Annotated in this window: 10 protein-coding genes; 5 read left to right on the forward strand and 5 right to left on the reverse strand. The window is 49.0% G+C overall.

The genetic code is table 11. The features are described 5' to 3' along the window. Window positions 1-154 precede the first annotated feature (154 nt). Entirely contained in the window at window positions 155-1,543 is a 1,389-nt protein-coding gene (locus WN56_RS15860) for a TldD/PmbA family protein (protein WP_046075891.1), read from the forward strand. Next, window positions 1,540-2,892 (forward strand): TldD/PmbA family protein, encoded by a 1,353-nt coding sequence (locus WN56_RS15865; protein WP_046075892.1) that lies wholly within the window; start codon window positions 1,540-1,542, stop codon window positions 2,890-2,892. Before WN56_RS15860 ends, WN56_RS15865 begins: the two co-directional genes overlap by 4 nt. 25 nt (window positions 2,893-2,917) lie before the next feature. On the opposite strand, the gene WN56_RS15870 is transcribed toward WN56_RS15865, so the two are convergent. Then, the gene (locus WN56_RS15870) at window positions 2,918-3,823 is read right to left on the reverse strand and encodes an alpha/beta hydrolase (protein WP_077579190.1); all 906 of its coding nucleotides are present in this window, start codon (window positions 3,821-3,823) and stop codon (window positions 2,918-2,920) included. Window positions 3,824-3,919: 96 nt separating this feature from the next. Further along, window positions 3,920-4,510: a TetR/AcrR family transcriptional regulator gene (locus tag WN56_RS15875; RefSeq protein ID WP_046076083.1), complete on the reverse strand. Its 591-nt coding sequence runs from the start codon at window positions 4,508-4,510 to the stop codon at window positions 3,920-3,922. 417 nt (window positions 4,511-4,927) lie between these two features. Between WN56_RS15875 and WN56_RS15880 the strand changes: the two genes are divergently transcribed. Together WN56_RS15880 and WN56_RS15885 are read left to right on the forward strand one after the other, a co-directional pair. Beyond that, entirely contained in the window at window positions 4,928-6,319 is a 1,392-nt protein-coding gene (locus WN56_RS15880; protein WP_046075893.1) for an L-cystine transporter, read from the forward strand. A gap of 185 nt (window positions 6,320-6,504) precedes the next feature. Next, the gene (locus tag WN56_RS15885; RefSeq protein WP_046075894.1) at window positions 6,505-7,068 is read left to right on the forward strand and encodes a PhnA domain-containing protein; all 564 of its coding nucleotides are present in this window, start codon (window positions 6,505-6,507) and stop codon (window positions 7,066-7,068) included. 503 nt (window positions 7,069-7,571) lie between these two features. Here the strand turns inward: WN56_RS15885 and WN56_RS15890 are convergent. Beyond that, window positions 7,572-7,904, reverse strand: a complete 333-nt coding sequence (locus WN56_RS15890; protein WP_046075895.1) for a TM2 domain-containing protein — start codon at window positions 7,902-7,904, stop codon at window positions 7,572-7,574. A gap of 643 nt (window positions 7,905-8,547) precedes the next feature. On the opposite strand from WN56_RS15890, the gene WN56_RS15895 reads away from it, so the two are divergent. Beyond that, window positions 8,548-10,509 (forward strand): methyl-accepting chemotaxis protein, encoded by a 1,962-nt coding sequence (locus WN56_RS15895; protein WP_197075772.1) that lies wholly within the window; start codon window positions 8,548-8,550, stop codon window positions 10,507-10,509. A gap of 102 nt (window positions 10,510-10,611) precedes the next feature. Here the strand turns inward: WN56_RS15895 and WN56_RS15900 are convergent, their stop codons facing one another. Both WN56_RS15900 and lamB read right to left on the reverse strand, forming a co-directional pair. Then, a complete protein-coding gene (locus WN56_RS15900; RefSeq protein WP_052708141.1) occupies window positions 10,612-11,439 on the reverse strand; it encodes a MalM family protein in 828 nt (275 codons plus the stop codon). Window positions 11,440-11,503: 64 nt separating this feature from the next. Beyond that, complete coding sequence (gene lamB, locus WN56_RS15905; RefSeq protein ID WP_046075897.1) at window positions 11,504-12,679, reverse strand: maltoporin LamB; 1,176 nt, start codon at window positions 12,677-12,679, stop codon at window positions 11,504-11,506. Between the last annotated feature and the right edge of the window lie 352 nt (window positions 12,680-13,031).

The following is a 13,031-nucleotide window of genomic DNA, read 5'->3' on the forward strand; positions in this document are numbered from 1 at the left end:
GCCTTTTGGTAAAGCACATTGAACCAGCCATATGCAGCTCAGTGAGTAGCACAAAAAATGATGAAATATCATGCACTCACTGCAAGTGGTGATCATTACGCATAAAAGCTTGGTAAAATAAAAGGTTCGCTAACACACTTCTTTAGGAGGAAGTATGCTGAATCCATCAACGGCAAAGTCGGTGATTGACCATGCCCTGTTTTTAGGCGCGGATTTCGCCGAACTCTTTGTCGAACGCCATCACTCAGGCAACGTGGAGCTGTTGTCTGGTGAGGTGGATAAAGTCAGCTCAGGGATTGATTTTGGTATTGGTATCCGGTTGTTTTTCGGTCATAAAGTGCTTTATGGCTACACCAACAGCCGCGATGAAGAACAATTGAAAAAAGTCACCAGCTTGCTGTGTGCGCGTGATAAGCGCGATCAAATCGCCACCGCTGGTCCACTTAATTTGTCCCATTTAAATGACAAACATCCGGTGTCTGAGCCGTTATCGACCGATCAACATGTGGCCGATAAAGTCGCGTTCTTACGCCAAGTGGATACGCGCATTCGTGCCGAGAGCGATAAAATCGCCCAAATTATTGGCCGTGTCGGCCAACGTGAGCAACAGGTCGAAATTTTTAACTCTCATGGCCTCCATGTCACAGATACCCGCCACTACACGCGTATTGCCGCTACAGCGGTCGCCACGAACGGTGAGGAACAGTCAACGGGCTTTGATGCTCCCGGTGCGCTCACAGGCTGGGAATTCCACCAGGATATCGATCCGGTTGAGATGGGCGAGCGTGTGGCACGACAGGCGCTGGTTAAGCTTGGTGCCCAAGCCTGTCCATCAGGCGAAATGCCGGTGGTGATTGGCAACGGTTTTGGTGGGGTAATTTTCCACGAAGCCTGTGGCCACTTGTTAGAAACCACCTCGGTTGCTAAAAAGGCTTCCGTCTTCCATGACCAAATGGGCGAAATGATTGCCAGCCCTGTAGTGAGCGCGGTGGACGATGGCACCTTGGCGAATGCGTGGGGCTCAATCAATATCGATGATGAAGGCATGGAAACCCAGCATACCCAGTTGATCAAAGACGGTAAGCTCACCTCCTTTATGGTCGATCACATGGGCAGCCTGAAAACCGGTTATGCGCGCACCGGCTCTGGCCGACGTGAGTCTTATAAATTCGCACCGACCTCGCGGATGCGAAATACCTTTATTGAGCCCGGTAACGACAGCTTAGACGCCATGATTGGCTCCATGGAGCGTGGCATCTACGCCAAGAAGATGGGGGGCGGCTCAGTACAGCCCGGCACCGGCGAGTTTAACTTCGCGGTTCAAGAAGCTTACTTGGTCGAAGACGGCAAGATCACTGTGCCACTCAAGTCTGCCACCTTAATCAGTACGGGGCCTAAGGTGCTTAAAGAAATCAGCATGGTCGGCAAAGATCTTGCCCTTGCCGCCGGTATGTGTGGCTCGGTGAGCGGCTCAGTCCCCACCACCGTGGGCCAACCTGCATTGAAAGTCGATAATATCCTAGTAGGAGGCGGTAACGCATGAGTGAGCAAATCATTAAAGCAACCCTAAGCGATGCCGTCGATCAGGTCCTCAGCTTGGTGAAACAGCAAGGTGCTCAAGCAGACGTGATTGCCAACGCCAGCGAAAGCTTGTCACTCAAAGCCGACCAAGGCGATCTCTCCGAGCACAAAGTCACCGCTGGTCAAGTGATCGGCGTGCGGGTGATCAAAGGGGATCAAGTCGCCACCAGCTATTCAGAATCGCTAGATAGCGACAGTCTTGCCAGCATGGTGAACGCCGCACTCACCAACGCAAGCTTTACCAAGGCCGATCCGGATCAGCAAATTCGCGCTGAAGGGCAGCAAATTGATCAGCAAGATCCCAGCTTGCTGCAAGCAGATAACACGCCGATTGAAGACAAGATCGCGTTGGCGCTCGCCCTTGAGCAAGATGTGGTCAGCCAACCCCGCGCAACGGGTGCGCCCTATAATGGTTACAGTGAGCAAACCCAATATCAGTTGCTTGCTAATACTCTAGGCACACGCTGCTATCACAGTGAGCGTAGCTTTAGCTGCTACACCGCAGCACTGCTCAATCACGACGGTAAGCAAGCGATGCATCTCGGCGCGTCAGTGTCACGCCGCTTTGCTGACCTAGATCTCGCCCATGCGACCCAACTGGCCTACCAAACCGCTGACGCCTTGCTCGAGGGTGGTCCAGTGAAAACCGGTTCGTATCCGGTGATTTTTGAGCATGATTGTCTCAGCGAATTGCTGGGCGCCTTTGGCAGCTGCTTCTCCGGCGATGCCGCCAAGCGCGGGACTAATCCGTGGCGTGAAAAAGTTGGCAAGCCCGTTGCTGATACGGCGCTCACCATCACCGATGTGGCAAGACTTGATGGCGGGATGCGTATTAAAGCGTTTGACAGTGAAGGCTTTGCCACCACCGACACGCCTTTGATTGAAAACGGCGTCTTAGTCGGCTTTTTACACAACAGCGCCACAGCACAGCATTTTGGTGTTCCCCATACGGCGAACGCGGGCCGCAGTCCTAAGGGCGGTTTGGATGTTACCTCTCGTCATGATGTGATTGCCGCAGGTAAACACAGTGATGCAGACGTGCATGCGGGTGAATATCTTGAGTTGGTGTCACTGCAAGGTGTGCATTCAGGCGCGAATGCCATCAGTGGCGACTTCTCTTTCGGTGCAAGTGGGTTTGTTTGCCGAGATGGCAAACGCGTTCGTCCTGTTCGCGGCATCACAGTCGCCGGCAATTTCTATACCATGCTCAATGAGATAGATGCCATCGGCAATACCTTATTACCCAACTATGATGGCGCCTTCTTTGCGCCACGGATCCGTTTCGCCCGCTTATCCATCGCGGGTGAATAACGGCGCATCCTCTAAAGGCATCGGTTTAGGCTGATGCCTTTTTATTCTCGGTTTGTGCTTCCACACTGTGTACCGCAGGATTCATCTTTGCCGCCAAATCGGTGAATGCCTGCATGGCGACGTCACTGGTCAGAATACGCCCGTGCCCCAACCCTTCGGTGGCTAGCACAGTCACATGCGGGTAGCTGGTTGCTCGCTCGGTGACGGCGAAGGAGGCAAACCGGTCGTTTTTGTCGTGAGCAATCACCACCGGATGACGGCGACGCGACAATTTTTCGAGCGGCTCAATAGTCTCGATCGGATACCCGTGCTGATCGCCTACTTCTTGGACAATTTCATCAAATAACTTCAGTGAATACCCCGATTTACGGACCGTGGCGTATAAATTCTCGCGATAATTCAACACGGGAGCGACCAAAAAGAGCGGTAAATCATCCACCTGGGGGTGTTCGCTTTCCAACACTGCGGCAGCGCCCATACTGTGCGCAATCACCCCAGAGACATTATCGACTTGATCTAATACATCATTGATTGCCTGTACAAAACCGGGAATATGGCTCTCATTCCCCTCACTCTGTCCATGTGCGGGATGATCGAATGCCACCGCACGAAAGCCCAATGAGGCAATGTGCGCCATCAGAGGGAAAAACTGGCTGGCGGATCCAGACCAGCCATGCGTCAGCAGCCAAGTTGGCCCCGCCCCCAAACTATACATTTGCAAGACCCCTGCTTGGCTTTGCACTTGAGAGCGCACTAAACCTTCAGGCTCTGCGTTCACCATTGGACTGCGCGTTGGTGTGAGAAACAGCTTACGCGCCACTTTTCTAGCATGTCGAGGTGCCAAGCGGTGATGACAACGGCTCACCGCCCCCACGAGCGTGCGTTTGGCGCTAAAGCGACCCGGCGTTGAAAAATACACTTTTTTACTCATGGTCATTGAATCCTTAAAATCGAACGAATGTTCGTTTTTACACTGAAAAGTGTCGTTGTTTTCAATACCGACACCCTCTTCATCTTATTGGGAAAATTAGCGGCGACTTTGCGCGAGCAACTGCTCGACACCATGCCAAAAGCGTGTTCCTTCCGGCGATTCAAGTGACAAACGCAGAAATAACTGGCTACTCAAATAGTGCCCATATAACTGATAAACAGCTTGCCACGTATCGAGATCGGCACGAAACTCTCCGGCTTGTTTGCCCTTTTCAAATTGCGCGGCCAGGTAATCGAGCCACTGGCGAGTAACACGCTGCAACGCCTGATGGATGGGATCATTGCTCGCGCGCTGCTCATGCCACGCATCTAAAAACAAGCACTGACCCTGAAAGTGCTGATGCCAACCCATCCAATTACGCAGTAAGTGTTGCAATTTAGCTTCAATACTCGCGTGGTCCGCTTCACGGCTCGGAGTGATTACCCGCTCGACAAAGCAATCGCCCGCAAAATGGACCACGGCGATCTGCAAGTTTTCTCGCGAATTAAAATGCGCAAAGAGACCACTTTTTGACATTTGCACGTCGCGCGCCAAACTACCTATCGTTAAACTCTCCAACCCATATACACTGGCAGCTTCAAACGCGGCTTCGAGAATACGCAATCTCGTTTGCTCGCGCTTAGACAGCGAGTATGTTGAGTCTGCGGAAACGGCCATGACACTCTCCCTCAAAGCAGCCGAGTTGATACGCCACTATCTATTGCTAACAGTGGCGCAGTCGGTTCACCTTAACCCAACGATACCTTCATTTATAGTACGAACGTTCGTTTTTATCCAATTGAGATTCGCTCCGACCGTGTCATCGTCTCCAACATTGGTAGACCTTTCATGCTATTGCACACTGACTCAGCAAATATCGCTGAAATTTTGCGCCATATTCTTTTTGGTTTTAATAAGTGCTTTTTTTATCTAGCAAGAATGTGACATAGGTCTTCATTGCATGCACCTTCCGGCATATGATGCCAAGCAATCGCTAATCCTCGAATACATTGAACGGGGTTAGAGCTTCACGTCATTATAATTCTCTAGATTGGAACGCCGACTATGACAGTTATCCTTTTAAATCTGATCGCTTTTGCGCTGTTGCTGGCGGTGCTTGTCAAATTGCACAAGCAACAAAAATCCTTATCCACACGTGTGTTTACAGGCCTAGGCTTGGGGGTTGCTTTCGGTGCGGCGCTGCAAGCGTTATACGGTGCTGACGGCGCGATCACGCGCGAAACCATCAACTATATCAATATCGTCGGCTCAGGCTACGTCAGCCTGCTCAAGATGATCATCATGCCGTTAATTACGGTGTCGATTATTGGCGCGATTTTGAAAGTGAAAGACTCAGGCTCACTGGGCAAAATTTCCAGCTTGAATATCGGTATTTTGCTGGCCACCACCGCCGCGTCTGCGCTCATTGGTGTACTCGTCAGCAACCTGTTTGGGTTGTCTGCGCAAGATATCGTACAAGGTGCGCGAGAGATGGCGCGTGGTGCCGCCTTGGAGCAGCGCTTGGGCTCGGTCGAAGACTTATCACTAGCTGATATGATTATCTCTTTCTTCCCACAAAACCCATTTGCAGATTTAGCCGGTAGCCGTCCAACCTCGACTATCGCTGTGGTGATTTTCTCTGCGCTCGTGGGTATCGCTGGTGTCACATTGTCGCGCACTCAACCTGAGCTTGGCGAGCGTTTTGAGCGCTTTATGGATGTGGCTCAAGAATTAGTGCGTACGTTGGTTCGAATGATCATCGGCCTCACTCCCTACGGTATTTTAGCTTTGATGAGCAAAGTGGTAGCTGGCTCAAACGTAAGTGAAATTCTTGAACTTGCCAACTTTGTTGCCGCCTCTTATGTAGGCTTAGGTGCCATCCTAGTCATGCACTTGGTATTGATTGGCCTTGTCGGTATGAGCCCAATTCAATATCTCAAAAAAGTGCTCCCTGTGCTGACGTTTGCCTTTACGTCTCGCTCAAGCGCGGCCACGATTCCGCTCAATATCGATTCGCAAATGAAGAACTTGGGTAACGATCCGGCCAGCGCCAATTTCTCAGCGTCATTCGGTGCCACCATGGGTCAAAATGGCTGTGCCGGCTTGTATCCAGCTATGCTGGCGGTCATGATTGCGCCTACTATTGGCATTAATCCACTCGATCCGGGCTTTATCGCCACCTTGGTTGCGATTGTCACTGTCAGTTCATTCGGTATTGCCGGTGTGGGCGGCGGCGCGACCTTTGCGGCACTGATTGTACTCTCGGCACTGGATATGCCTGTCGCGCTAGCGGGTCTGTTGATTTCTATCGAACCATTAATCGATATGGGTCGAACCGCTGTGAACGTGAGCGGCTCAATGACGGCCGGTACCCTCACCTCTCGATTGACCGGTGGCCAAGATAAGACCATCTTCGATCACCATGAAGTGGTGAAGCAAGACACGGCAAATGCCTAATTATTGAAAACAATAAACGTTACCCATGCCACGCCCATGCGTGGCATTTTTGTGTTCGTACTGAGCCTACATAAAGCAACGTCATGCGATGACCTAATCCCTTACAACTTGTAAGAAATTATTTCAGCGATTACACTCTGCAGCACTGTAACTGCAGGGATCCCCTGCCAACCGTGAGATAATCAATGAGTATTGAACAAACGCTTCAGGCGCGCAGTGGCGGCCAATGTGAACTCTGCACCAGCCCAGACAACTTATCTGTGTATGAAGTCCCTTACTCGTCCGACACCACAGCGAACAGTTGCGTATTGGTTTGCAGCACGTGTCACGACCAACTTCAACACCCAGACAATATGGATGTGAACCACTGGCGCTGCCTGAACGATAGTATGTGGAGCCAAGAGCCTGCGGTACAGGTAGTTGCCTACCGCCAGCTCTCTCGCCTTTCTAGCGAAAGTTGGGCGCAAGATAATCTTGATATGATGTATATGGAAGACGATGTCCGTAAGTGGGCAGAAACCGGTCAAGATATCGAAGAAGTCAAAGTATTGGACGCTAACGGCGTGGCACTGCAAAAAGGCGACGACGTGACCGTGATTAAAGATTTGCCCGTTAAAGGCTCAAGCCAAGTGATCAAACAAGGCACGGTGATACGCGGCATTAACTTGACCGATGATCCTACTCATGTGCAAGGAAAAGTAAACGGCCAAACCCTGTTTGTGATTGCAGAGTTCTGCCGCCGTAAATGAGCCTCAAATCAATTGATGGGTCATCTTAGCCCACAAGCGGCGTCCTGGCGGCGCCGCGTTAATCACGCTTCCGCACAGTTTACACTGTAAAACGTTACGCCTTCCTCACCATCAAACCAAATAGATTGAACATTGGCAGCCCTTCGCCTATTTTCAAACCATGGCATTCGCCACCTGCCTCTTTTGACTGACAGCCGCAGCATTAGGCGTAGAAACCGCCTCTCAATTACGCAAATGACGCATGTTGCCCATGTGACATGTCGATGAAATTCAAGGTTTCTATTTCTTCAACCCCATGAGTGCGGAGAAAGCGTTGGATAGGTTTGTTCGCCAATAAGTAATAGAAAAAGAGGGGAATGGACGAGAAAGCATTCCCGAACAGATAAGGCCCGATAACTCCCTCTTTTTTAGAGGGAGCCTACATTGGAGACATTCTTTAAAAGGCTGCCGTATCAATTTCCCCCGCCTTTATGCAAACGTGAAGCAATTTATATTCGCTATCCCTATTTCCAATCGCGCTCTAGCTTCCCGTCTTTGAAACGGTACATCGAAAAACCGAATTGTAGCTCATTGCCATTACCATCTTTAACAATACCGGTATCTTTGCCTAGACTATGACCCATTAAGTCAACCATTAGTAATGCATTATCAATAAACCACCATAAACCAAAGCCACCCAACGTGCAGGCTTTCAGTAACCCAGAACCAGGTTTACCTAGATAGAACCTATCTGCGCCGACAAACCCTAAAAACATGCCTAGAATTAGTGCAATTATTCTATTTTTGGGTTTAAAACTCTTCAAGTCTTTCTCTGGTGCAGGTGCTGTATCTGTCATGTCCCTTCCTTATTTACACAGTAAAAATTCGACTGAGTGTGAATACCAGAAAAGTTAAGTCAGCCTCAACTTTTTGTTCGCTTTTTTAGACATCGACCCCATAACTCTCGTGTCGCAAGTTCCCAGGAGTCATTTAGCGATGTTAACCGGAGCGATATAACCTACGCCCCCTCTCTACGCCCCTCAAACAAGTTGGCAAAATGTGAACTAATGCTTTTTGGTGTCTGCTTAACTTATAAGAATTGAGAACTTGCCCCTAGTTACTCGTCATTGCTCATAAAAAAATATGCGACAGATCATGCGGGGAATAAAAGAGTCTAACGAGTTTTATTTCCTCCCTAAGACCACTTAGTTAAGGAGGATGTGCCCTTTTCTTAATTAAGTAACACTAGTGTCACTTATCGTCTCTGTCGGCGCGCTACCGGTTGTGCCATCACTCTTCGCACGACGCCATTGTCTCGCCACTCGACGAATCAGAGTATTTCTTTGTGCGGTTTTCTTTGTGCGGATAGTGATTATGAAAAAGTTGCGTACCCTTTCTATAAGTCAACGGATAAGCTTAGCTGCCTCGTCCATCGTCCTGATCGGTCTTGGAGCAGTGAGTGCCGTTTCCTTGTCAACGCTGAATAGCAGTCAGTCAGCAATGTCATCCCAGGTCACTGAAAACGTAAAGCGTGATCAGGTGATTAAGATGCAAAATCGCGCGACAGCGATTAGCGAAGAGATCCATGCGTATATTGCCTCTCCCCTCGATACGGTACGGACTATCGCTCAGATTTATACCTCCGAAGCGGAAAAGAATAAGTCAGCACGGATCCTCGACCGAGATGATATACCTCGGATCATGTATTCGATTTTGAAACGCCAACCTGAATGGCACAATATCTACACCGAGTGGCAAAAAAACGTGTTAGGCGCCGATGCTTTTTACTACGGCGACCCAACAAGCGCTGCAGATGGGCGCTATGTGCCGTCTGTGTCGGTGGATGAGAGCGGGGAAATGCGCCTTACCGCTGCGCAAAATTTCTCTGAAACCAACCCTTGGTATCAATGCCCGGTGAGCACACAAAAAGATTGTATCACCGACCCGAGAACCGCTGAGATTAATGGCAAAACCCAAACGGTGTTTGATGTGACAACCCCCGTTTTCCGTTTCGATAAAACCGTTGCCATGGTGGGGAGTACACTGACTACAGCACAAATCCAGTCCATTCTGGCTAAACGTGCTGATAGTAACGGTAAGCTGTTTGTTGTCAGTCAAAATGGACGAATCGTTGCCAGCACCGATCAACAAGTCCAGCATGGTACCGCGGTCTCCAAACTATCCTCTCCCGCTTATCACTCTCTTGCCAAGCTTCAAAAGCAAAGCCATAAAAGCCAATTCAAACAAACCGATTCGCACTTTTATGTGTCGCAACCGATCGAATTTGGCAATATGTCTCAGACGTGGTCAGTGATGATTGTGACTCCCAAGCAGGCCGCGATGGCCCCCGTCACACAGCTGAATCAAATGATGACAGACGCCGAAAGCGATATTCAAAACACCATATATTGGGTGAGTGGCCTCGTGCTTCTGCTGGCCTTTGTGATCATTCAAATCGTTATCAAACGTCAATTAGCACCGCTGAGTAGCGTCGAGCAATCGATTCAAGCGATAGCCCAAGGTGGTGGCGATTTAACGCAGCGTTTGTCGGTTAATGGTAAGACAGAGATTGATCGTATTAAACACTCAGTCAATCACATGTTGGAAGCGCTGCAATCGATGGTGGGACAAATTCAACAAGCAGGTGGACGTTTGTCCGACACATCAACGACCGCCAATAACGCCATCACCGATGCCCACCAAGCCCTGTCTGATAATACCGAGACATTACACCAAGCCGCGACGGCAATGGAGCAACTGACCGCGACCTCAAAAGATGTGGCAACCAACTCTGAAGCCTCAAAAGAGAAAAATACCGCAGTGGTTTCATCGCTGAATCAATGCATGGAGAATGTGGCTAACAATGTGGCACGTAACCAAACCGCCAACACAGATCTGCAAAAAGCCAACAGTTTTGTCAGCGAAGTCAAAGCCAGTGGTAGCGATATTGCCGCCTTACTCGACGACATTCGCGGCATTTCAGATCAAACCAACTTGCTAGCGCTCAATGCCGCGATTGAGTCGGCACGCGCCGGTGAAGCTGGCCGAGGGTTTGCGGTCGTCGCTGACGAGGTGCGCGCCTTGGCCCAGCACTCACAAAAATCTGTCGACCAAATCGTATCGACGCTTGAAACCTTCAACCAACTCCTTACCGATATTGAAGCCGTCATCCAACAAGGTGAACGTGGTGCGGCGGAGGGTTATCAAGCAAGTGTTTCCGTGCAGGAGACCTTAACCGAGATTGTTGATTTGGTGCAGCAGCTAGGCGATATTAATTACCAAACCGCAGGAGCGGCGGAAGAGCAAAGTGCAGTCTCTCAGCAGGTGGCTGAAAACATCCAAGCACTGTCACAACGCATAGAACAAACCTTGTCACTCAGTGAGCAAGCGCAAGGCGCAAACCAAACCCTCAACCACGAGGCCAAAACGATTCGCCAACTGGTCGATACGTTTACGGTCTAGTTTCCAGCCTTACCTCTCATACTAAAAAGGGCAATCAACGTTGCCCTTTTGAGGTTATGTCTTGTTGAAGACGTGATGTAAAACGTAGCTTAAATGGTGAGATTACTTCTTGTCTAATTGTGCTTTCATCGCGTCACGAAAGACTTGGTCAGCGTCAGTAATACCCAATTGCTCCGCATCACGCAGCAAGCCCATTGCTTTGTCGACATCGTTGTCTGCAATGGCGGCCCGAATAGCCTGGTGATAAAAACTAACGCTTTCTTGTTGCGGGCGTTCAGTGGCGGAGAGCGCTGGCAGGACGATAGGCTGAGCATTGTTATGTGCGCCCAAAGCGGTTGCTTCGATGGAAAACGTGCCAGTCAACGCGCGCGGCACTTGAATATCACCTACCTCCGGAAAGTAATTCCCTCTCCCCTCTGCGTCCAATTTCGCTGGGTGGCTAACCGCCACCGTTTCATTAAGTTTATCTTTATCGGTAAAAATAACTAAATAGAGCGAACTGTCGCCAATTTGTGGATGGACTTTAATATTACCTTGCAAACGGTTTCCATCGGCTAGACGGGGCTTTAGATAGACTAACCCATCATCATCAAGCTCAGCACGAATATCGCCAGACTGGTTAATGACTTTAGCACTTGGGACAAAAACACTGTCGTTGACTTCTGCCTCAATATTGATAGCTAATCCATTTTTTACCATTGGTAAGTCGAAAATGACGCCAGGGCTATCAATGCTATAGATATCGAGGACTTGTGTTTGCGCGGTGACCGCTATTTTTATCTCTTTGTCCATTGTTATCGGCAGTTGTTTCGCTTTTTCAAGCTGCGTCACTGCCTTTCCTGTCGGTGCAACCTTATATTGGTTATCAACGAACGTCGAGCACCCACTAAGTAATAATAGCCCAGAAATAAATAACACTTTCTTATTCATATAAAACACCTAAAAAAATAGCCGACAATTGTCGGCTATGAAAAAAGACAGTTTAAAAAAAGACTTACCACCAAGCTTCCAATTGCACACCCGTTACGAACTCTGAGTCACCTTTGTCACCAAACGTATCTCCTTCTTCATCCGTAATATACGTACCGTAGAAGCGAATCTCAGGACGCGACCAGAAGCTGTCACCCATTGCCCATGCTTGAGCTAAAGTAAACTTGTGGCCTCCTTGGTCTGTTCCTTGATTTTCTCCATCAAAGAAGCCTACCTCACCGATAGTGCGCATCGTGTCGTTCCACTTATAAACAGGACGCACAACAGCAGTGAACATATCAGAGTCGCCCTCACCATCTGTCAAGTCCGAGCCATTATGATAAGAGAGCTGATGTCCGAGTTCCATCGATGACCCAACATTCATCACACCCCAGTTGATAATACGGTAGCCTTTCGCATCGTTTTTATCATCGGAGCCGCGGCTGTACCATGCACCAGAACCAAAGCCAGCAATCTGATCACCGTATCCTGCAGAACCATATTGCAAGATTGTTTGGTTGAAACCATTGTCCATATTTTGATGCACAATACCGGTAAGCATAATACCATCATCAGCCGCTTCGGTTTGGTCATCTTTTTCTGTCGCAAAGTTATAGGCCGTAGCGAGCTCTAAGCTAGCATCTTTCCACAAGCCGATATTGGCTAAGCGCGCATCAAAAATATAGCCTGAGGACTGATCATTTTCTCCATCTTGAACAAACGCTAAAGAAAGCTTTTGATCGCCCAGTGAAATATTTTCAATACCGCCACCAGTACCTGATGTATTCAAGAAATAGAAGTCAGTAATGTGGATATCTTTACGTTGATAATAGCGCTTACCCGCCCAAATAACGGCTTCAGGATCGGATGCAATCACACCTTTGGCTTGGACATTAAATTGCGCGACATTGATTTCGCTATCTTCCCAACCATTTTGGCCTTTATCGCTAGAGGCAATCATAGATTCCAGTTTCCATGATTGCTCACCCGTTTGAAGTTCTTCTGAAAAACCGAACTCGTAATAGTTGTCGTCTTCATTACCCAAACGACCAACTTTATTCTTTTCAAAAGCACTATCACCCGCACCATCACCACCGATCGCAGCACCCGCACGAGCATAACCATTAAAATCAACAGCGAACGCTGAGGTGGCAGTGACAGCAGCTGCGACAGCCGCCGCAATTAAACTTACTTTTCTCATACCTTACTCCATAATGCGCCTTTTTTACGTGTCCCTTCACACCGGCAGTGGGTAGTGGAAAAAGACAGTGTGTCCAAGGCTTAGCTTTCTTCGTTATCCTGGAAATATCCTATCCCTGAGCGGTCATTTTCGCGTCATCCGATCGAGAGGGCGAAGGGGGAGGAGGAGTAAGGAGGAGCTAAGGCGGATTATCCTAACTTGTCGACATCGATCACTGAACCAAGGCGTAATTGGTAATTGGGTTTCTTTTTTACCCCCTACAAAACGTCGAACAGATCACTATTAATAATTTTATTCATAGCAATATGAAACTTTATTACATGAGGGGCAATGAGCATAAATGTGACGTCAG

Source organism: Salinivibrio sp. KP-1 (assembly GCF_000968645.1).
Classification (GTDB): Bacteria; Pseudomonadota; Gammaproteobacteria; order Enterobacterales; family Vibrionaceae; genus Salinivibrio; species Salinivibrio siamensis.